Genomic DNA, 19,543 nt, shown 5'->3' on the forward strand with positions numbered 1-19,543 from the left:
GGAACCGGACAGCAGAGCCTGCCGAGGCTGTGTGTATTGCCACACCATGACCTGTTGCAACCACGGTTAGGGTCTGTGAGCTGCCTACAAAAGGGACCGCTCATGCCCTTCGACCCGTTCGACTGGATCGACGCCGAGGCGCGCCGCCGCGCGGACGCCGGACTCGTCCGGGCCCTGCGCCCCCGGCCCGCCGTGTCCGGACTTCTGGACCTCGCGAGCAATGACTATCTGGGTCTGACGAGACACCCTGACGTCACCGCCGCCGCAGCCGAGGCCGCCCGTGAGTGGGGTGCGGGTGCGACCGGATCCCGGCTGGTCACGGGCTCCACCGCACTGCATGCCGAACTCGAGGGCCAACTGGCCGAATTCTGCGGTTTCGAAGCGGCCCTGGTGCTGTCATCGGGTTACGCGGCCAACCTTGCCGCCCTCACGGCGCTCACCGGTCATGGCGCGTTGATCGTCTCCGACGCGGGCAACCACGCCTCGATCGTGGACGGGTGCAGGCTCTCCCGCGCCGGAACCGCCGTCGTTCCGCATGCCGATCCCGAGGCCGTGCGCAAGGCCCTGCAGGCGCACGCGGGACGGGCGCTGGCCGTCACCGACTCGGTCTTCTCGGTCGACGGCGACGCGGCACCGCTGCCCGAGCTGGCGGGTGTCTGCCGGGCCGAAGGTGCCGCACTGCTCGTCGACGACGCCCACGGCCTGGGCGTGCTGGGGGCCGGTGGCCGAGGGGCGCCGGCCGCCGCCGGTCTCGCGGGCGACGAGGGAATCGTCACCACACTCACCCTCTCCAAGTCCCTGGGCAGCCAGGGTGGAGCGGTCCTCGGCCCGGCCCGGGTCATCGAACACCTCGTCAACACGGCCCGGACGTTCATCTTCGACACCGGCCTCGCACCGGCCGCGGCGGGCGCCGCGCTCGCGAGCCTTGGGCTGCTGCGCCGCGAACCGGAACGGGCCGCCCGGGCCCGTGCGGTCGCCGCGACGCTGTACGAGCGGCTCACCGGGGCCGGTCTGACCGCCGTGCGGCCGGACGCGGCCGTGGTCTCGGTGCGAGCCCCCTCGGCGGATGCGGCGGTCCGCTGGGCAGCCGACTGCCGAACCGCCGGCATCGCGGTGGGCTGCTTCCGGCCCCCGTCGGTGCCGGACGGTGTGTCCCGGCTGCGGCTGACGGCGCGGGCCGATCTGACCGAGGAACAGATCGCCACCGCCGTGTCGGTCGTACGGCGGACCGCGCCCGTCAGCTGACCGGACCCCGGTGCAGGCCGGCGACGAACGAGGTCCAGGCCGCCGCGGAGAACCGCAGCGGTGGCCTGGACGTGTCCTTGGAGTCGCGCACGGCCAGCCGTCCGGCACCGAACGGTGCGGCCTCCACACAGTTGTTCATACCCGTGCTGCGGCTGCTGCGCCGCCACCGTAAGCCGTGCTGTACGAGGCAATCCGACATGACGCCCCCCTCGGGCGGTCCGGGGTCACTGACCACCGCGATCGATCGCGGCGATGAGATCCAACGAGTGCTCCGGCGACAGCGCGTGAGCCTGCATCGTGCGGAAGGCCGAGCTGTACGCCTCGAGGTCTTCTTTCCGCTCCAGGTAGAGGCTACTCGTCAAATGATCGAGAACGACCACATCCAGATCAGAAGTGCTCGGAAATGAGAAGATAACGAAAGGTCCGGTGAGGCCTGCGTAGGCGCCCATCGAGAACGGCAGCAACTGAAGTTGCACATGGGGCAGTTGGGCCACCCGGGTCAGATGGCGCAGTTGCTCCCGCATCACCCGGCAACCACCGACCTCGCGCCGTAGTACCGCTTCGTCGAGCACCGCGCTCAACCGCAGCGGCGGATCGGTCCGCAGCACCCCCTGCCTGGCGAGCCGCACCTCCACCAGGGAGTCCAGCTGACCGGCCTGCAACCCGTCCAGCGAGGCCCGGGTCACCACACGCGCGTAGTCGGCAGTCTGCAGCAGACCCGGCACCACCGAGGTTTCCAGCGTGCGCGCGGTCCGAGCCTGGGACTCCAGACTGATGAAGTCGCGGTACTGGGGCGGGATCAGGCCTCGATAGGCGTGCCACCACCCGGTGCCGCCACCACCCGCCGAACCCGCCAACGCGGCCAGGAGATCCCGCAACCGGGTGTCGTCCACGCCGTAGGCGTCCAGCAGCCGGGTCACATCGGCCGGCCGCACCCCGCTCACCCCGGTCTCGATCCGGCTCACCTTCGACTGGTGCCAGCCGAGCATCCGCGCCGCGTCCCGACTGGTCAGTCCCGCCGCGTGGCGCAGACTCCGGAGCTCCTCCCCGAGCTTGCGGCGCCTGACCGCAGGACCGTGCTGCATCCGCGACCTCCCTCCCTCATCCGTCGAGCGGACAGTGTGCCGCCCACATACGGTCTTGCGTGGCAGGGTTCACCGCTTCGAGCGACAGATATATGCATATCTTGGCGGATCGCCGTCACAGAGGGCAGCATCAATGGCAATCTGGCGCGAAGCGCAACCTGTACCGATCGCGGGTCGGTACAGGTGGGAAAGGGACGGCTCGCCATGGCAGACCATCAGGAAGCAAACGTCACTCTGCCGAGCGAGCCGGTCTCGGTCTCGGCAGCCCGCAGGTACGTGGCCCGGGTGCTCACCGACTGGGGCCTGGCCACCGACACCGATTTCGCCGACAGTATCCAGCTCATCGTCTCGGAGCTCGCGACCAACGCCGTCCAGCACACCTTCGGGCAGTCGCCCACGTTCACCGTGGACCTCAGGCTGGAGCGGGAGGAACAGCTTCACCTCGGGGTGACGGACAGTCACCCCCGCTGGCCCAGGCGACTGCCCGCCGCTGTCCAGCAGGACAACGGGCGCGGCATGGTGATCATCCGTGCTCTGGCCCAGCAGTGCGGAGGCCGGCTGACCGTCACCCCCACCGCCGACGGCGGCAAGACGGTGTGGATCGCGCTTCCGTGGAGCATCCCCGTGCAGAGCTGACCGACATGGTCACCCCTCGCCGCCCGGCCGCTGCGCCGACCCCGCCCTCCCGAACCCGCTGCGCAACAGGGCCTGGAGCGTCGCCGCCGCGGCGCTCGCCCGGTCTCCGCGGTGCACCACCGAGATCGTCCGCCGGAAGGAAGCGGGATCCAGCCGCCGTACGGACAGCGGAGTCGGTGACATCGCGGCGACCATCTCGGGGACGACTGCCATCCCGATGCCCGCACTGACCAGCGCGCACACCAGCGCATAGCCGGGCGACTCACAGACCACGGCGGGTGTCGCCCCGGCCTCGGCCAGCGCCTGCTCGACCCCGCGGCGCGGCGGATGCGTGGGCGCGCTGCTGATCAGCGGCCGGCCCGCCAGTTCCGTCACCGGCAGTCTCCCGCTGCCCTCGGACAGCATCTGGCCGACCGCCGTGATCAGGACCAGCTCCTCGACCAGCAGCGGTTCGTCGAAGACCCCGGCGGGCCAGGGCGTCGCGGCGGACGGCTCGTAGACATGGGTCAGCGCCAGATCGACCTCGCCGGCGGCCACCGCCGCCACGCCCTGGGGCGGCTCGTACTCGGTGACCGCCAGCTCCACATCCGGGTGTGCGCGGCGGAAGGCGCTCAGCACCGGCGGCAGCAGATGCATGCCGGCCGTGGTGAACGTGCCGACCCGCAGGCGCCCGCCGGACAGTCCGGAGAGACGGGCCAGCTCATGGCGGGCCTGGTCCATCTCGTCGAGGATGCGCCGGGCACGTCCGGCCAGCAGCTCGCCCGCGGCCGTGAGCCGGGCTCCTCGGTGGTGGCGTACCAGCAGTGCGGCGCCCGCCTCCCGCTCCAGCTTGGCGATCTGTTGGGAGAGGGCCGGCGCGGTGTAGCCCAGCCGCGCGGCGGCCCGGGTGATCGATCCGGCCTCCGCGACCGCCACCAGCGCCGCGAGCCTTGTCGGGTCGTACATTAAGCGTTCCTTTTGGCAGGCCCAGAAGATTGCAAGTACACGCTAAAGGCTCCGCCGGGTCAGGGTGGACCCATGGACGTACAACTGATCGCCTTCATCGGGGTCGCCGCAGGAATGGTCGCGCTGCCGGGCGCGGACTTCACCGTCGTGGTACGCAACGCGCTCGCCTCCCGCAGCGCGGGGGTGGCCAGCGCGCTGGGTGTGGCCGGGGGGCTGCTGGTGCACACCGCCCTGGCCGTCGCAGGGCTCGCCGCGGTGCTGGTGGCGGTGCCCGCGCTCCTGCGTACCGTCCAGCTGCTCGGCGGGGCCTACGTCCTGTACCTCGGCTTCAGCGCCCTGCGCGCGGCCCGGCGCCGCACCCCGGACGGGGACGGGCCCGAGGAGCGGCGCGCGGACCAGGGACGCGTGCGCGCACTGCGGCAGGGCTTCCTGACCAACGCGCTCAATCCCAAGGCGCCGGTGCTCTTCCTGAGCCTGTTGCCGCAGTTCGTCCCCGACGGGCAGCCGCCGCTGCCCAGGACCCTGCTGCTCGCGGCGATCGTCGTCGCGATGGCGCTGGTCTGGTTTCCGGTGGTGGCGCTCCTCGTGGACCGGCTGGGGCGGTGGCTGCGCCGGCCGCGTACCGCACGCGCCATCGAGGGCGGCAGCGGCGCGGCGCTCACCGCACTGGGTCTGGTGCTGGTGACCGGCCCGCTGCCGCACTGACGGCGGGATGGATCTGCGGCCCCGCCTCAGCGGACCCGGCCGTAGTAGACGCTCTTGGTCCAGATCTTCTCCAGCCGCACCACGGCGCCGGTCCTCGGCGAATGCCAGATCTTGCCCTTACCGGCATAGATCCCCACGTGGTAGACGCTGCGGCCGTAGTGGAAGAACACCAGATCGCCGCGTTGGCGGTGCGAGGCGGAGATGTGCCGGGTCCGGTTGTACTGCTGCTGGGCGGTGCGGGGAAGCTTCTTGCCCGCCTTCTTGAACGAATAGAGCGTCAGCCCCGAGCAGTCGAAGCGGTTGGGGCCGGTCGCCCCCCACCCGTAGGGCGATCCCTTCTTCGATGCCGCGACGTTGAGCGCCTTCATCGGCAGAGTCGCCGCCTGGGCGTCCGTCGCGGCGCCCGGGGCGAACATGGTGCCGCCGACGGCGGCGAGCGTGAGAACCGAGGCCGTACCGGCCCGGACGAGCAGAGACGGGACATGAACCTGCGCAGTCATGCGCAACCCTTCGTCAGCCGCCTGTGAAGGATGACCTGTCGGGTTCGGGCTGGCGAAGTTGCCCGGCCGCGTTCGGCGGCTTCACCCCGAGGGTCGACCGATGTTCAGGTCGACCCGTTGTGCTCGGGTCCTCCACTCCTGCCGATCCACTTCTGTCGACCAGGCATCCGGACGGCGGCAGGACTCGGCGTCCGCCCGGACCGCCCCGCCGCGGTGGCGGGGGCTTGTCGTCCCAGGGATCTTGACTCACCGCCTGCCGGATTTCCGAGCTGAAACAGGGATATGTGAGGCTCCTCACGACTGATCCATTCAGGTGGACATGATGATTCTTGACGATCCGTCGGTGATTCGGACCGGGTTCGTACCAGGGGCGGAAGGGTGGATTCCGTTCACTGTCCACGCGTAAACCGCAAGTTGAGCGGTCCCTCGCACGGGGGACTTCCTACGCCGAACGAGCGAGGAATTTCGGTGGCCCGTCGGGCGTGTCGGGTACGGAAGTCGGGTGATGGCCGGCGGACGGCGGGGCAACGGGAGTTGGGCGGGCCCGCCGTCCGCATACGGCGCAAGAGTCGGTCAACTGGCCGGAGCGGGGGGTACGGTGACGCGTCCGGCCCGCCGCTCCCCGTCCAGTACGCGCAGCGCACGGGCGAGCGTGGCGGCGTGGATCCGTGCCTCGCCGCGCTCGTGCATTAATGCGAGGGCGTCCCGCAGCGCCCGTGACTGCGCGACGAGTGCCTGTGCGGCGCGCAGTGCGCCGTAGGTGTCGCTGCCGCGGGCCGGGTTGATCCGGCCTACCTGGTCGAGGACTTCGAGGTAGTGGTCGATGAACTCCCCCTCGGCGCGGGTCAGTGCGGGCAGGGGCGGGAACTCCGGTGGTCGCATCGGGTGTTCACCTCGCGCCGTGCGGCGGGAGAGAGGAATTCCGGTTCTCCAGGACATGATCCACCAGCCCGTACGCCTTGGCGCCCGCCGCGTCGAGGATGAGGTCGCGTTCGGTGTCGTCGGTGATCTGCTCCTCGGTGCGGCCCGTGTGACGGGCCAACAGCGCGGTGAGCATCGCGCGGACCCGTTCCAGTTCCCGTGCCTCGATCTCCAGGTCGGACGGCTGGCCCCGCAGCGGCTCGGTGAGCTCGGGCTGCCGCACGACGACCCTCGCCCCGGGCAGTGCGTGCCGCCGGCCGGGAGCGCCCGCGGCGAGCAGTGCGGAGGCACAGGAACCGGCCTGTCCGAGACAGAAGGTCTCCACCTCGCAAGTGAGGTACTGCATCGTGTCGTAGATCGCGGACATGGCTCCGAAGGAGCCGCCGGGCGAGTTGATGTACAGCGATACGGGCCGGTCCGGGGCGTCATGCTCCAGGTACATGAGCTGCGCGATCAGATCGCAGGCCGCGGCGTCGTCGACCGGGGTGCCGAGGAAGACGATCCGTTCGGACAGCAGCTTGGAGTACGGGTCGAGGGTGCGGGTCCCGTTGGTCGTGCGCTCGGTGAACTCGGGCAGTACATGGCGGGCGGTGGGACGGAACAGCATGGCGATGCCTCTCCTCCGGGTCTGCGCGGGCGTCTGTGCGGGGGTGCACTGGCTTCCGTAAAAAATGTACAGGACGTACAGAAGATTAGGATGGCATGCCCGGCCCATGCAGCGAGGAGGACATCCGGCACGCCGTCGACGGCAAGAACCTCGCCGCCATTCGAAAGCCAGTCGAGGCCGCAGGTCATCCCGTCACCTTCTGGGAGGAGCTGCCGCCTTACCGGCATGGCGGCCCGACGGAGGGTGCACAGCTTCAGGGCGAGCAATGACGGGCGAGCGGGCCCCGCCCGTATTTCGTTCCTTATGCGGTGCGGTTGTGACGCGTCACAAAGATGCCGACCGGAGTCGCGGTCGGTCCGCGAGTGCTAGCTCCTTGCTCCGGAGTTGCCGCTCTGACCTTGAGGTCCTGTTCTTCCTGGGGCGGGCAAGACTCGAAAAGCGGGGGAAGAGCCGACGACGTGGTCCCGTTATGGCTGCGCCGGGGAGGTGAGTGCCGGGGCCGTTCTCGCGCGCGGAGCGCAGGTTCTGTGTCTCGTGCCTGTTGTCTGTGTGCTTGCACCCTCCTTCCGAGGGGCGATGAACTGGAGGAAGGGTGCTGTGATGGAACCTGATGGCGATGTGATCGTGGAGCTGATGGCCGACCATCGTGAGCTGGAGGCGTTGTTTTCGCAGATCGAGTTGCAGCCGGTTGATCATCCGCAGCGCCGGTTGCTGGCCGACCGTCTGACCGCGGAACTGGTCCGGCACACAGTCGCCGAGGAACTGCACCTCTACCCCGTGGTCCGCGCGCACGTGGCGCACGGTGCGGCCTTGGCGGACAAGGAACTCGCCGATCACGCCAGAGTCGAGCGCATGCTCAAGGACCTCGAAGACCTGAGCGTCGAAGATCCTCAGTTCAACGACACGATCGCGAAGCTCAAGTTCGAGGTCGCCTTCCATATGCGCGACGAAGAGCATGAACTGTTCCCGAAACTCGCAGCTGCCCTCCCGCCCGAGAAGCTGGACGAACTCGGCCGACTGGTGCGCCGGGCCAGGGACATGGCCCCCACCCGCGCCGGAGCCGGTCTGGTGGACCGGGTACGCGACCTGCTCCGCACAATCACCGGCTGAACCCCGACCCGGGCACGGCCTGCCGCCCATCACGCACTTGGAGAAGTCGAATGCCAGCCCTCGAACGAACCATGCCGGTGGCCGGCGCGCCCTGCTGGGTGAACCTGATGGCACAGGACCTGCGCGCAGCGCAGTCCTTCTACTCCGACGTCATGGGCTGGACGTTCAGGCCCAGCGCCCTCGGCAGCGACTTCTCGGTGGCTCTGGCCCACGGCAGGCCGGTCGCCGGAGTCGGATATTGCCCAGGCGGTGGCCATCCGGCCGTCTGGACCCCGTACTTCGCCGTCAGGGACGCGGACGAAACCGCAGGTCGGATCAGCGAGCGCGGCGCCACGCTCGCCGTCGGTCCTCTTCCCCTGGGTGAGGGCCGGGCCGGGATCGCCGCCGACCGCGACGGCGCCGTGTTCGGATTCTGGGAGGGTCCGGCCCTGATCTGGCCCGCAGAGCAGGGCCGCGTCCCAGTCCGGCTGGACCTGCTGACCCGTGACGCGTTCGACGCCGCGATCTTCTACGCGGAGGTCTTTGACTGGGCCCGGCCGCCCGGCGGCTGCACGGTCGACTACGCCCAGGACCACATCATGGTCCAGGCCCAGGGACGCACCGTCGCCACCCTGCGCGGCGAAGGCGCCGAAACTGACCTGGACCCGGGACGGAGACCTCGATGGAACGTCGGCTTCCTCGTCACGGACAGTGAGCAGACTGCGGCGGCCGCCGTCTTGGCCGGAGGCGCATCCTCACCGGTTCCCTATCCCGCCGACGCCCCGAGCAACGCCTTCCGTATCCGCGACTGCGATGGCGCCCTCTTCACTGTGTCCGACATTTGACAGGCCAGCCCCATCAAGCGTACTCACGCCCAGGCGGTCGGCCCCTGTCGCGTCGACTGGGCCTCCGCTCACGTCAGATATGGCCCGACACCCCGCTCAGGGTCGGACATGAGAGAAGGTACTTCCATGTCCAGGACGGTCGTTGTCACCGGAGCGAGCGCCGGCGTCGGGAGTGCGACCGCCTGGGCGTGCGATCGCCCGTGAGTTCGCCCGCAGGGGAGACCGGGTCGGGCTCGTCGCGCGGGGACTGACAGGACTGAACGCCGCGGCGGACGAACTGCGGGTACTGGGGGCCGAGGCGCCTGTCGTCCCGGCGGACACGGCCGATCCCGCCGCCGTACACGCCGCGGCCGAGCACGCGGAGAGCCTTCTCGGCCAGCAGACCACCCACGGCGCAAGCAGTACTACGTGGGGGCGTCGACCGTGGGCACCGTCCTGGCCGACAAGATCGCCGCCGGACTGCTGGACCGCTACCTTGCGCACACCGGCTGCGACTCGCAGCAGACCGACGAACCCGTCCCGGTCCATCGGCCCGACAACCTCTGGCGGCCGCTGGACGGAGAGGGCGAAGCCGCGCGCGACTACGGTGCCCCCGGCGTGTTCGACGACAGAGCACACGGCCGCTCCGCGCAGGCATGGCTGTCGCGGCACGCCGGGCCGGCCTGGATCGCCGCCGCGCTCACCGCCGTCGGAGTGGCCCTGCGTGCACGGAGAAACCGACGCTCCTGAGTTGGCGGACGTCGCAGTGTCACTGGTGCCACGGAGAACGATGGCCGAAGTGGTGGGCGGGCGCGCCCGGCACTCCGATGGGGCAGGACACTGCAAGGTCCGCACCCGGTGTCCCCATGCCCTCCCGCTCGCCGCGGTCGACGTGCTGCGGCGCTGTCCGGGAGCGGAGTCCTTTGGCAGCCCCTCGTGGGAGCGCCGTGCCCCTGATCCGCGTAATGCGGCAGTGCACACCGGACACCCCTCCATAGTGCGCAGTGGTGCGGTGTATGTCGTGGCCGTGCTACTCGGTGTGCCCGCAAGCCGGAGAGGGAGTCGAGCGGTGCTTCTGTTTCCCAGACGCAGACGCATGATCAAGGAGAGGACACACCGGATCGTCCGGACAGGTTATGTCGCGGCCGACCGCCGGACACCTCTTTCGGAGGCTGCCCAGGGGATGATGCGCAAGGCGTTCCCGGACCACTGGTCGTTCCTTCTCGGCGAACTCGCCCTGTACAGTCTGGTCGTCCTGGTGCTGACTGGCAGCTTTCTGGCGCTGTTCTTCGACCCCAGCATGAAATCAGGGCCCTACCTCGGCTCCTACGGTCCCCTGCGCGGCTTGACCGTCTCACAGGCGTACGCTTCCACACTGCACATCAGCTTCGATGTGCGAAGCGGTCTGCTGATCCGGCAGATGCACCACTGGGCCGCCCTGATCTTCGTCGCGGCCCTGGGCGTGCACATGCTCCGGGTGTTCTTCACCGGTGCGTTCCGACGGCCCAGGGAGGTCAACTGGATGGTGGGCGTGACGCTGTTCCTCCTTGCTCTGCTGGAGGGTTTCTGCGGCTACTCACTGCCCGACGACCTGCTGTCGGGGACAGGTATGCGTACGGCGAACACCATCGTGATGTCCCTACCCGTTGTGGGTACGTACCTGAGCCATTTCCTGTGGGGCGGCTCGTTCCCCGGCCATGCCATCCTCCCGCGCCTCTACATCGTCCACGTCCTGTTCGTTCCCGCTCTCCTCATCGGCCTGGTGCTGCTGCACCTGGTGATGGTCGTCTACCTGAAACACACTCAGTGGCCGGCGCCCGGCAAGACCAATCGCAACGCGGTGGGGCAGCCGATGTTTCCGCACTTCGCCGCCAAGTCGGCAGGGCTGAGCCTGATGGTCGCCGGTGTCACCGCCTGGCTCGGCGCCACCGCCCAGATCAATCCGGTCTGGAGCTACGGCCCGTACCGGGCGGATCAGGTCTCCCTCGACTCACAGCCCGACTGGTACGTCGGATTCCTGGAAGGCGCGCTGCGGCTCATGCCCCCTTGGGAGAACGAGGTGGCAGGGCACACGCTCATGTGGAACGTGCTCACCCCAGCGGTGCTGTTGCCCGGCCTGCTCTTCCTGGTCCTCTACCTCTACCCCTTCTTCGAGAAATGGGTCACGGGCGATGAAACGGAACATCATCTCTGCGACAGGCCACGGGACCGCCCCACACGCACCGGTCTGGGCGTGGCGGCCGTCGTCTTCTACGCCGTACTGCTGATGGCGGGCGGCAACGACGTCACGGCCCTCGTCTTCCGCGTCTCCGTGGAAGCACTGACGTGGATCCTCAGAATCGCGATGATTGCCGGGCCGGTGATCGCCTTCCTCGTCACCAAACGTGTGTGTCTCGCATTGCAGGCACGGGAGCGTCAACTCATGCGAACCGGCCCGGAAACGGGCCGGGTCGAGCAGAACGTCTACGGTGCGATCAGCGAAAGCCACCGGCCGCTCGACGCCGCCCGACGCCACCGGGCACTGGTGAGGGACATTCCCCGTCCCCTCGCCCCACCAGGCAGCAGAGCAACACGAGGTGCACGGCTGCGCTCGCTGTTGAGCCGTTGGTACTACCGCGACCGGGTCGACATGCCGACGACCGCCGAACAACGCGCGCAGATCGAGGAAAGGCTCAAGGACCCGGTGGGCGATCCGGACAAGCGGTAGGGACACGCTCGTCTCCCCGCCCATGTGGCAGTGCCACCCGATCCGGGAGACGCGTCTGCTCCAAGAGCGGCGCCGGGCTCTCCCGGGATCACGAAGGGGCCTGACACGGCCTGCAGGGGCCGGCCCGCAAAGGCCGCGCTGCGTCACACTCAGTCGTCCCGCCCGGCGAACTGGAACGTCATGCCGAAGACTCCGGCGAGGGCGACCCCCAGGCCGATGAGGAACAGGAAGAGCGCGTAGACCACGCCCAGGCCCATCAGTGCCGCGCCCACAGCGATGACCGCCGGATGGACGCTGTGCGGTGGGAAGAAGTCCACGACACCGGAGCGTTCCCGGATCTCCGAGTCCCGGCGGTCCTCAGGCCTCGCGCCCTTCCTGCGATGGTTCGTCCCGCAGAAGAAGCTGATGAGCGCCGACATGAGGAACGAGACGGTCAGGGCAGCGACGCCGGCGGGTTCGCGCGCGAAGCAGGCATAGACGACATCGGTGACCAGGAAGAACACAGCGACGCCTGCGAAGAGTTGGGCTTCCGGTTTCATCCGCTCCGCCCTCCGAGCGTGTCCGATGTAGGCGCTTCGCTGCTCTCCGCCGCTCCCGGCCCGTACGCCTCCGGGTGGTTCAGGTCGAAGGACGGTGAGTCGGAGCGGATCCGTGGCAAGGCCTCGAAGTTGTGTCGCGGCGGGGGACAGGAGGTGGCCCATTCGAGCGAACGGCCGAACCCCCAGGGGTCGTTCACCGTCACAGCGGGCGCGTACCTGGCGGTCCTCCAGACGTTGTAGAGGAAGGGCAGGGTGGAGAGCCCGAGCAGGAAGGAGCCTGCTGAGGAGACGGAGTTGAGTACGGTGAAGCCGTCGGCTGCGAGATAGTCCGCGTACCGGCGGGGCATTCCCATCTCACCGAGCCAGTGCTGGACGAGGAACGTGGCCTGGAATCCGATGAACAGTGTCCAGAAGTGAATTCTGCCGAGCCGTTCGTCGAGCATTCGACCAGTCAGCTTGGGCCACCAGAAGTAGAAGCCGCCGAACATGGCGAAGACGATCGTGCCGAACAGGACGTAATGCAGGTGGGCGACGACGAAGTAGCTGTCGGTGACGTGGAAATCCAGGGGCGGTGAGGCTACGAGGACGCCGCTCAGCCCGCCGAGCAGGAAAGTGGCGAGAAAACCCAGGGCCCAGAGCATCGGAGTCTCGAACGAGAGGCTTCCGTTCCACATCGTGCCGATCCAGTTGAAGAACTTCACACCGGTCGGCACCGCGATCAGGAACGACATGAGGGAGAAGAAGGGCAGCAGGACGGCCCCCGTGGCGAACATGTGGTGGGCCCAGACGCTGGCCGAGAGCATGGTGATGGCGATGGTGGCACCTACCATTCCGACATAGCCGAAGACGGGTTTGCGGCTGAACACGGGAAGAATCTCGGTCACCACACCGAAGAAGGGCAACGCGACGATGTAGACCTCCGGATGCCCGAAGAACCAGAACAGATGCTGCCAGAGCAGTGCTCCGCCGTTGGCGGGGTCATAGATGTGCGCGCCGAACTTACGGTCCGCCATCAGCGCCAGCAGGGCCGCTGTCAGGACGGGGAACGCCAGCAACGCCAGGAGCGAGGTGAACAGGATGTTCCAGGTGAAGATCGGCATGCGGAACATCGTCATCCCCGGGGCACGCAGGCAGAGGATCGTGGCGATGAAGTTCACGGATCCCAGAGTGGTACTGATACCGCTCAGGACCAGCCCCATGGCCCAGAGGTCACCGCCGGCCCCGGGGGAGCGGATTGCGCTGTTCAGGGGGGCGTAGGCGAACCAGCCGAAGGAGGCGGCACCGCCGGGAACGAGGAGTCCGCTGACGACGATCAGCCCCCCGAAGAGGAACAGCCAGTAGCTCAGCGCGTTGAGCCGGGGGAACGCCACGTCGGGCGAACCGATCTGCAGCGGCATGATGGCATTCGCGAAACCGGCGAAGGTGGGAGTCGCGAACAGCAGCATCATGACCGTGCCGTGCACGGTGAACAGTTGGTTGTACTGAGTCGGGCTCAGGATCTGCAGACCCGGCCGCGCCAATTCGGCGCGCATGATCATCGCCAGCATCCCGGCGAACAGGAAGAAGGCGAACGACGTGACGAGGTACATGTTGCCGATCGTTTTGTGATCGGTCGTCGTCACGATCTCCCGGATCCGACAGCCCACGAGCATTCGGGGGCTGTCGGGCACAGCCTTCTCCGGGAGTGTCCACCGTGGGTTTTCCAGCCGTGACATCGTGCCTCCGCGGTTCCGGGTGGAGGGGAAGGGCCTTTGCCGATATTGCCGGGCAGCGTGGGCGGCCGACGTCAGACCCGGGGCCCCGGGCTCTCCACCGATATGAACGAAACCGGACCGCCGGTGATTCGCTGCCGAACGGGTGAGCCTTGGACCGGCGGCGCACGGGCCGCGCCTCCCTCGCCCCGCTCCACCGCAGGGGCCGCACAGCCCGGCCCAGACTTCCTCGTCGTCCCGGCGGACGCTTCGGACCGACTCCGTACCGAAACCCGCAAACGGCTCCAGGCACACCATGACCTCGGCGGTCGCGTCCAGAACCCTGATCCGGCGCAGCAGGACGGCCCGGCGCGGATCGCCGGGAAGCACGAGAGCGTCGCGGCATTCGACGATGCCTCTTTCGGTGATCCACCGATTGCGCCAGACGAGGCTGCCGTCTTCGTAGTAGCCGCCTCTCACGAAGCGACCGCGCGGAGTGACCGTGTAGTGGCCGGCGCCTCCCGTCGTCGTCCGGGTAGCCGAACTGCGTGGTGTGGCCGGCCGGATGCCACCGTGCTCCCAGCCGGAGGTCCTCGTCGGTGCGGTGCGGTGCGACCACCTTCCCCGGATTCATCCGGTCGTCCGGATCGAAGAGCCGTTTCACCTCGCCGAAGGCATCGATGAGCGGGCGGTCGAACATGCGGTCCAGCAGTTCGCCCCGTGCCTGGCCGTCGCCGTGTTCCCCCGAGAGGGAGCCACCGTAGGAGGTGACGAGGTCGGCGGCGCGGAACAGGAACGCGCGGAACGTGGCGATCCCCTCGGCGTGCGTGAGGTCGAACGGGATGCGTGTGTGCACGCATCCCTGCCGAAGTGTCCGTACAGCGTGGGGCGGTCGTGGTCGAACTCCGAAAAACAGCCCCTTCAGAGCGCGCAGGTAGTCGCCGAGCCGGTCCGGCGGTACGGCGGAGTCCTCCCAGGTCTCCCGGTCGTCGGGCGGACGCGCGGTCACGCCCAGACCCGCCTCGCGAGCCCGGAGCATTCTCTGTTCGCGCCCCGGGTCGTCCGAGCAGGAGACCGTCGGGTCCTCGGTGCTGCGGCCGAGCGCTTCGAGCAGTTCCCGCGCCTGCGCGTCCACATCGTCCTGGCTGTCCCCGCTGAACTGGACGAGGAGCCAGCTCTCCCCTTGGGGGAAGGTGTCCAACGACTGGACGTGGGAGCCTTCCTCACGCATGAGCTGGGCCATTCGTCCGTCCAGCGCCTCCCAGCAGTTCCGGCTCGCTGTGCTCCAGCAACCTCGGAACGTCGTCGGCCGCGGCACAGATGTCGTCGTAGCCGAGCACGACCATCGCCTCGCAACGGGGCACGGGGACCAGATCCAGTTCGGCGCGCAATACGACGACAAGCGTGCCCTCGCTCCCGACGAGCGCGCGCCAGATCGAACCCGTTCTCCGGCAGCAACGAGTCGAGGTTGTAGCCGGACACCCGGCGCGGGAGGCGGGGGAAGCCATGGCGGATGTCGGCCAGGTGCTCGTCGACCACCCGGCGCAGCCCGCTGTACAGCTCGGCGCGGCGGCCACCGCCGGCGACGACGGCCTCGTACTCCTGGCGCGAGGTGGGCCCGACCCGGCAACGCATCCCGTTGTAGGTCAGGATTTCCAGACACCGCACGTTGTCCACCGTCTTGCCGTACGCCTGCGCCGACGCGCCGCAGGAGTTGTTCCCGATCATCCCGCCCAGCGAGCAGTGACTGTGGGGGGAGGGCTTCGGACCGAACTTCAGCCGCTCCTGCGACAGTTGCCGATTCAGTTCATCCAGCACGATTCCTGGCTCGACCACGCAGGTCCGGCGGTCGGTATCCACGGACACCAGCCGGTGACAGTACTTCGCGGGGGTTCACTGCGTCATGGTGGTCACCCCCACTGCCTGCCGACCAGTGGCGGGGTGTCCAGGCCCGCGCCGCCACGTACGCCGCGCAGAAACGCCGACAACGCCTCCTGCGCCGACCGGTCCGGTTGCCACGCCAGCAGGTCGTGTGCCCGGGTGCAGTCGAGGATCGGCAGGCGCAGCACCGCGTCGAAGAGATGCGGGGAGGCTGGCACGGCGTGGGTGCGCCATGCCGCCGACAGAACCGTCCGGACCAGTGTCGGCGGGACGTGTACCACTCGGGCGTCGAGACAGATCCGCGAGCTCGCGCGGGCCGAGGACCGGCTCCGCCGCCAGATTGAACGCGCCCCGCACCTCTGTGAGCACGGCCGCCCGATATGCCTGCGCCGCGTCATCGGTATGGAGGACCTGGAGCCGCAGCCCCGGCAGGTCCGGCACGAACGGCAGAAGGTCCGGGCGCAGCAGGGCGCCGGGCACGTAACGGCCCGCGAAGATGCGACGCTGATCGCTGGCGGCCTGCTCCTTGAACAGGAACCCGGGCCGCATCCTCACCAAGCGGACTTCAGGGTGGCGCAACTCGAAGGAGTCCAACACCCGCTCCAGGTAAGACTTCTCCCGGCAATAGGCGGCATCCGGCCACCCGTGGGTGGGCCACTCCTCGTCCACCCCCGGCGCGGCCTTCGGACCAGGGGAGTAGGCGCCCACCGAAGAGGCGTGCACCAGGGTCGGCACGCCCGCGCGCGCCACGGCCTCGAAGACCCGCACGGACCCCAGGACATTATTTCGCCAGGTGACCACTGGATCGTGCGTGGGCTGGAAACGCCAGGCCAGATGAACAACGGCATCGGTGTCGGCCAGATACCGGTCCAGCATGGCCGGACTGTCCTCGTGGGAGAGGTCCACGGCGGCCCACCGCACCCCCGGCGCGGATGCCTCCGGCCGCCGACGCGCGAGACCGAGAACATCCGCCACTTCCGGGTCCGTGGAGAGGGCCCTGACGACACTGGTCCCCACATTGCCGGTGGCCCCCGTCACCGCCACGCGCAAGCCGGCATGCGTGCTCATGCTCATCTCGCCCATTCCTGAGGATCGTGCGGGAACGCCGTCCGTGTATTCAGGGGTGCAGGAGGGTCTTGACCATCCCGTCCTCCTTGGCCTGGAACATCGCGTACGCCTTGGGGGCGTCCGACAGCGGAAGGTGATGGGTGGCGAATCCGTCCACTCCGAGCACGTCCTCGTCGTCGAGCAGCGGAAGGATCTCCGGCACCCAGTGCCGGACGTTGGCCTGACCCATACGCACCTGGATCTGCTTGTCGAACAGGGTCAGCAGGGGCAGTGGATCCGCCGCGCCTCCGTAGACGCCGGAGACCGAGATGGTTCCGCCGCGGCGCACCACGTCGATCGCGGTGTACAGGGCGGACAGACGGTCCACACCCGCGTGCTCCATGAGCCTGCGGGCGACCATGTCGGGCAGCAGACCGGTGGCCCACTGCGCTGTCTTCGCGAACGGCGCGCCGTGGGCCTCCATCCCGACCGCGTCGATGACGGCGTCGGTTCCCCGGCCGTGGGTGATCTCCCGGATCGCGTCCGGCAGCTCCTTGCCGCAGCGGTTCACGTCGAAGATCTGAACGCCGCGCGCGGCCGCCCTGGCGAGGCGTTCGGGCACCAGGTCGACGCCGATCACCAGTTCGGCACCGAGGTGCCGGGCGACCCTGGTCGCCATGTCCCCGATGGGCCCGAGCCCCAGCACCGTGACACTGCCCCCGGGAGGGATGGATGCGTACCGTACCGCCTGCCAGGCGGTGGGCAGCACGTCGGACAGGTAGACGTAGCGGTCGTCGGGCGGACCGTCCGGAACAGGGATCGGCAGTGTGTTCCCGAACGGCACGCGCAGCAGTTCCGCCTGCCCGCCGGGCACCTGCCCGTACAGCTTCGTGTACCCGAACAAAGCGGCTCCGGTTCCCTGCTCGCGGACCTGCGTGGTCTCGCACTGGGAGTGCAGCCCCCTCTCGCACATGAAGCAGGTGCCGCAGGAGATGTTGAACGGGACCACGACACGGTCACCCACCCGCACCGCCGTGACGTCGCGGCCCGCCTCCTCCACCACCCCCATCGGTTCATGGCCGAGCACGTCGCCCTGCTCCAGGTACGGTCCGAGCACCTCGTACAGGTGCAGGTCGGAACCACATATTCCGGTGGATGTGATGCGTACGACGATGTCGATGGGGCCCTCGATGTGTGGATCCGGGACGTCCTCCACCCGCACGTCCCGACGTCCCTGCCAGGTGAGTGCACGCATGGTGTCTCTCCTCACTGCGGTACCTCTGGATCGCGGGCCGGCTGCTCCCGGCAGGTCGCCCTCCGCCCCGCCGCCGCTGGGAGCGCCCGGTCACCGGTGCCTCGGCATCACACCCGCTGCCTCCCGCACGGTCACGCTCCCAGGCCCAACCACGTGCTTCGCCGGTACGGGCCGACCTATCCAGCCAATCAGTGACCGGACCATCTCGCCTCTCGTGGCGAGGCCCTCCCTGTCAGACTCTCGTGAGACATGAGGACAATCGAGTCTTCTGTTGTGAGTAGAGCGAGAACAGGGTCTTTCGAGCGTGACGCTGAGTAATGCCGATCTCTTGGCCACCGGTGTGGCCGACGATGAGGTCGTGGGCAAGGAGAAGCAGAGTCCTCGTGCGGGCGGGCCGAAGCGACGGTCCTTCACCGCGGAGTACAAGCTGCGGATCGTGGCGGAGTTACGAGCGGCTGGCCGAGTCCGGCGCGAAGGGCGCGCTGCTAGCGGGCCGCAGTGCTGGCCGACGCCTACGCCACCAACACCAGCCGGTTCCGAAAGCCCCCAATCCCACCTCACCTGCCCAAAGCAGCCTGGATCAACGAACCCCCGGAGGAAGAGCACGCAGCCTGACGTGCCTCACCAGATTTGACAGGCTCCGTCAAGCCGTGCCGGTCGGCGGGCGTGAGTAGGGGCCCACTGCTGGAACAAGTGCACTTGGAGGTACCGCTGCCTGCTCTCTGCTGTGCCAAACCCGGCTCGCGCCATCCGTAGGATATCGGCGGTAACACGTTTCGCCAGAGCTAGAGTTGGCGAACGAGGGCTGTCGAAAACGGCCGATGCGGTCATAGAGTGACACTGTGCTGGATCTCCTGGTGACGCTGCTTCTGTTCGCCTTGTTACTTATGCTGCTCCTTGGCATGAGGCTGATGCGTGGCCCCAACCGGATGGCCCAGCCATGGCGGATCCTCTATGTATTCCTGCTTGCCGGGCTCGTGGTTGCGATTGTCATGTCCGCACGAGCGAGCTTCGCGTTGTGCCGCACACAACCGGAGACCTGCGAGTCGACCCCGCCCGGTGAACGGTAGGCCGGTGCCCGTGCTTTCCGCGAGCGGTTCTTCACCTACTCCAACACCGTCCACCGGCACTCCGGCATCCGGCTGCACACCCCCGCATCCGTCCACGACGGCACAGCGAAAGCCATCCAGACCCGGCGGGCCGCAGTGCTGGCCGACGCCTACGCCACCAACCCCGACCGATTCCGGCAACCCCCGCCTCGCGGGGCCTGCCCAAGGCCACCCGGATCAACGAACCCCCGAAGGAGAAACTCCAGGAAGAACACGCAGCCTGACGTGTCTCACCAGATTTGACAGGTTCCGGGTTGCCCTACCAGTAGTGCCTTCGCCCGGCGACCGCGTGTCCCATCCCGCCCAGGATCCACAGGATCAGACCCACCACGGCGAGAATGATCCCGATCGTCCACAGGATGGAAACGCCGGTCACGAAACCGACGACAAGCAGGATGACTCCGAGAATGATCACGACACGCTCCGATCTCGTGTGTGCTCTTCCTTCACTCTGGCTCCACTGAGCCGCCACGGCAACTGCCGGGCATGGACGGCGGTTGGCACGTGCAGACGGCAACGAGGCGGCAGCCGACAAGCTGATCACCGAGTTGGTCACCTTGCAGGTGCTACGACGGCGTTGGAGGTACCGGAGGGGCCCCGACCCCTTGGCCGGTCCGGCAGCCTCGTTGGCCCGGCAGGCCGTCGAGGCTGCCGGGCGGTGCAGCGTGCTGCGGAGGCCGGGGGCGAAGGCCCCCGGCCACACGCTGGTCTCTATCGGCTGGGCCACAAGCAACTGCCCGTCAGCATGGCCCACTCC

Annotated in this window: 19 protein-coding genes, 3 pseudogenes and 1 riboswitch; of the genes and pseudogenes, 9 read left to right on the plus strand and 13 right to left on the minus strand. The window is 68.5% G+C overall.

The features are described 5' to 3' along the window. Positions 1-102: 102 nt before the first annotated feature. Positions 103-1,245: an 8-amino-7-oxononanoate synthase gene (locus OHA19_RS34795; RefSeq protein WP_405752814.1), complete on the plus strand. Its 1,143-nt coding sequence runs from the start codon at positions 103-105 to the stop codon at positions 1,243-1,245. Here OHA19_RS34795 and OHA19_RS34800 read toward each other — a convergent pair. Both OHA19_RS34800 and OHA19_RS34805 read right to left on the minus strand, forming a co-directional pair. Next, positions 1,238-1,444, minus strand: a complete 207-nt coding sequence (locus OHA19_RS34800; protein WP_405709976.1) for a DUF397 domain-containing protein — start codon at positions 1,442-1,444, stop codon at positions 1,238-1,240. The genes OHA19_RS34795 and OHA19_RS34800 overlap by 8 nt on opposite strands. Before the next feature lie 25 nt (positions 1,445-1,469). Continuing rightward, the gene (locus tag OHA19_RS34805; protein WP_405709973.1) at positions 1,470-2,330 is read right to left on the minus strand and encodes a helix-turn-helix domain-containing protein; all 861 of its coding nucleotides are present in this window, start codon (positions 2,328-2,330) and stop codon (positions 1,470-1,472) included. A gap of 204 nt (positions 2,331-2,534) precedes the next feature. Between OHA19_RS34805 and OHA19_RS34810 the strand changes: the two genes are divergently transcribed. After that, positions 2,535-2,966 carry an ATP-binding protein gene (locus OHA19_RS34810; RefSeq protein WP_405709971.1) on the plus strand — a complete coding sequence of 144 codons (432 nt, stop codon included), beginning with the start codon at positions 2,535-2,537 and terminating at the stop codon, positions 2,964-2,966. A gap of 9 nt (positions 2,967-2,975) precedes the next feature. Here OHA19_RS34810 and OHA19_RS34815 read toward each other — a convergent pair whose 3' ends face one another. Beyond that, complete coding sequence (locus tag OHA19_RS34815; protein ID WP_405709968.1) at positions 2,976-3,911, minus strand: LysR family transcriptional regulator; 936 nt, start codon at positions 3,909-3,911, stop codon at positions 2,976-2,978. Positions 3,912-3,983: 72 nt separating this feature from the next. Here OHA19_RS34815 and OHA19_RS34820 point away from each other — a divergent pair, with 72 nt between their 5' ends. Beyond that, positions 3,984-4,616 (plus strand): LysE family translocator, encoded by a 633-nt coding sequence (locus tag OHA19_RS34820; RefSeq protein ID WP_405709964.1) that lies wholly within the window; start codon positions 3,984-3,986, stop codon positions 4,614-4,616. Positions 4,617-4,642: 26 nt separating this feature from the next. Here the strand turns inward: OHA19_RS34820 and OHA19_RS34825 are convergent, their stop codons facing one another. The 3 genes from OHA19_RS34825 to OHA19_RS34835 form a co-directional block, all read right to left on the minus strand. Further along, a complete protein-coding gene (locus OHA19_RS34825; RefSeq protein WP_405709961.1) occupies positions 4,643-5,116 on the minus strand; it encodes a C40 family peptidase in 474 nt (157 codons plus the stop codon). Positions 5,117-5,119: 3 nt separating this feature from the next. Next, positions 5,120-5,292, minus strand: a riboswitch (cyclic di-AMP (ydaO/yuaA leader). Between the two features lie 397 nt (positions 5,293-5,689). After that, positions 5,690-5,998, minus strand: coding sequence for a hypothetical protein (locus OHA19_RS34830; protein WP_405709959.1), 309 nt, complete (start codon positions 5,996-5,998; stop codon positions 5,690-5,692). Positions 5,999-6,005: 7 nt separating this feature from the next. Next, positions 6,006-6,641: an ATP-dependent Clp protease proteolytic subunit gene (locus OHA19_RS34835; protein WP_405721245.1), complete on the minus strand. Its 636-nt coding sequence runs from the start codon at positions 6,639-6,641 to the stop codon at positions 6,006-6,008. A 98-nt stretch (positions 6,642-6,739) separates the two neighbouring features. On the opposite strand from OHA19_RS34835, the gene OHA19_RS34840 reads away from it, so the two are divergent. From OHA19_RS34840 to OHA19_RS34860, 5 genes are all read left to right on the plus strand, one after another. After that, positions 6,740-6,913 (plus strand): hypothetical protein, encoded by a 174-nt coding sequence (locus tag OHA19_RS34840; RefSeq protein ID WP_405709956.1) that lies wholly within the window; start codon positions 6,740-6,742, stop codon positions 6,911-6,913. Positions 6,914-7,244: 331 nt separating this feature from the next. Beyond that, positions 7,245-7,754 (plus strand): hemerythrin domain-containing protein, encoded by a 510-nt coding sequence (locus OHA19_RS34845; RefSeq protein ID WP_405721238.1) that lies wholly within the window; start codon positions 7,245-7,247, stop codon positions 7,752-7,754. 50 nt (positions 7,755-7,804) lie between these two features. Next, positions 7,805-8,578 carry a VOC family protein gene (locus OHA19_RS34850; protein WP_405752817.1) on the plus strand — a complete coding sequence of 258 codons (774 nt, stop codon included), beginning with the start codon at positions 7,805-7,807 and terminating at the stop codon, positions 8,576-8,578. Between the two features lie 408 nt (positions 8,579-8,986). Continuing rightward, on the plus strand, positions 8,987-9,307 hold the full coding sequence (locus tag OHA19_RS34855) for a hypothetical protein (RefSeq protein ID WP_405752819.1): 321 nt from the start codon (positions 8,987-8,989) through the stop codon (positions 9,305-9,307). Between the two features lie 346 nt (positions 9,308-9,653). Then, positions 9,654-11,264: a cytochrome bc complex cytochrome b subunit gene (locus OHA19_RS34860; protein ID WP_405753350.1), complete on the plus strand. Its 1,611-nt coding sequence runs from the start codon at positions 9,654-9,656 to the stop codon at positions 11,262-11,264. 149 nt (positions 11,265-11,413) lie between these two features. On the opposite strand, the gene OHA19_RS34865 is transcribed toward OHA19_RS34860, so the two are convergent. From OHA19_RS34865 to OHA19_RS34890, 6 genes and pseudogenes are all read right to left on the minus strand, one after another. Beyond that, positions 11,414-11,803, minus strand: a complete 390-nt coding sequence (locus tag OHA19_RS34865; protein ID WP_405709948.1) for a cytochrome c oxidase subunit 4 — start codon at positions 11,801-11,803, stop codon at positions 11,414-11,416. Continuing rightward, entirely contained in the window at positions 11,800-13,455 is a 1,656-nt protein-coding gene (gene ctaD, locus OHA19_RS34870) for a cytochrome c oxidase subunit I (RefSeq protein ID WP_405753351.1), read from the minus strand. Before ctaD ends, OHA19_RS34865 begins: the two co-directional genes overlap by 4 nt. Before the next feature lie 715 nt (positions 13,456-14,170). Continuing rightward, positions 14,171-14,737: pseudogene (locus OHA19_RS34875) on the minus strand (FAD-binding oxidoreductase); the annotation flags it as partial. 437 nt (positions 14,738-15,174) lie between these two features. Then, positions 15,175-15,360 (minus strand): annotated as a pseudogene (locus tag OHA19_RS34880) (FAD-binding oxidoreductase); the annotation flags it as partial. 44 nt (positions 15,361-15,404) lie between these two features. Continuing rightward, a pseudogene (locus OHA19_RS34885) lies at positions 15,405-16,443 on the minus strand (NAD-dependent epimerase/dehydratase family protein). Between the two features lie 49 nt (positions 16,444-16,492). After that, a complete protein-coding gene (locus tag OHA19_RS34890) occupies positions 16,493-17,677 on the minus strand; it encodes an alcohol dehydrogenase catalytic domain-containing protein (protein WP_405709946.1) in 1,185 nt (394 codons plus the stop codon). A gap of 842 nt (positions 17,678-18,519) precedes the next feature. Here OHA19_RS34890 and OHA19_RS34895 point away from each other — a divergent pair. Beyond that, positions 18,520-18,747, plus strand: coding sequence for a hypothetical protein (locus OHA19_RS34895; RefSeq protein ID WP_405709943.1), 228 nt, complete (start codon positions 18,520-18,522; stop codon positions 18,745-18,747). 298 nt (positions 18,748-19,045) lie between these two features. Here the strand turns inward: OHA19_RS34895 and OHA19_RS34900 are convergent, their stop codons facing one another. Next, the gene (locus OHA19_RS34900) at positions 19,046-19,201 is read right to left on the minus strand and encodes a DUF6131 family protein (RefSeq protein ID WP_405709940.1); all 156 of its coding nucleotides are present in this window, start codon (positions 19,199-19,201) and stop codon (positions 19,046-19,048) included. Between the last annotated feature and the right edge of the window lie 342 nt (positions 19,202-19,543).

This window comes from Streptomyces sp. NBC_00012 (assembly GCF_045040875.1).
Lineage (GTDB): Bacteria > Actinomycetota > Actinomycetes > Streptomycetales > Streptomycetaceae > Streptomyces.

Coding starts and splice junctions, on each gene's coding strand:
- OHA19_RS34860 (WP_405753350.1), top strand. CDS start 9,654: ATGATCAAGGAGAGGACACACCGGATCGTCCGGACAGGTTATGTCGCG.
- OHA19_RS34815 (WP_405709968.1), bottom strand. CDS start 3,911: ATGTACGACCCGACAAGGCTCGCGGCGCTGGTGGCGGTCGCGGAGGCC.
- OHA19_RS34865 (WP_405709948.1), bottom strand. CDS start 11,803: ATGAAACCGGAAGCCCAACTCTTCGCAGGCGTCGCTGTGTTCTTCCTG.
- OHA19_RS34830 (WP_405709959.1), bottom strand. CDS start 5,998: ATGCGACCACCGGAGTTCCCGCCCCTGCCCGCACTGACCCGCGCCGAG.
- OHA19_RS34890 (WP_405709946.1), bottom strand. CDS start 17,677: ATGCGTGCACTCACCTGGCAGGGACGTCGGGACGTGCGGGTGGAGGAC.
- OHA19_RS34825 (WP_405709961.1), bottom strand. CDS start 5,116: ATGACTGCGCAGGTTCATGTCCCGTCTCTGCTCGTCCGGGCCGGTACG.
- OHA19_RS34850 (WP_405752817.1), top strand. CDS start 7,805: ATGCCAGCCCTCGAACGAACCATGCCGGTGGCCGGCGCGCCCTGCTGG.
- OHA19_RS34800 (WP_405709976.1), bottom strand. CDS start 1,444: ATGTCGGATTGCCTCGTACAGCACGGCTTACGGTGGCGGCGCAGCAGC.
- OHA19_RS34840 (WP_405709956.1), top strand. CDS start 6,740: ATGCCCGGCCCATGCAGCGAGGAGGACATCCGGCACGCCGTCGACGGC.
- OHA19_RS34810 (WP_405709971.1), top strand. CDS start 2,535: ATGGCAGACCATCAGGAAGCAAACGTCACTCTGCCGAGCGAGCCGGTC.
- OHA19_RS34795 (WP_405752814.1), top strand. CDS start 103: ATGCCCTTCGACCCGTTCGACTGGATCGACGCCGAGGCGCGCCGCCGC.
- OHA19_RS34845 (WP_405721238.1), top strand. CDS start 7,245: ATGGAACCTGATGGCGATGTGATCGTGGAGCTGATGGCCGACCATCGT.
- ctaD (WP_405753351.1), bottom strand. CDS start 13,455: ATGCTCGTGGGCTGTCGGATCCGGGAGATCGTGACGACGACCGATCAC.
- OHA19_RS34805 (WP_405709973.1), bottom strand. CDS start 2,330: ATGCAGCACGGTCCTGCGGTCAGGCGCCGCAAGCTCGGGGAGGAGCTC.
- OHA19_RS34820 (WP_405709964.1), top strand. CDS start 3,984: ATGGACGTACAACTGATCGCCTTCATCGGGGTCGCCGCAGGAATGGTC.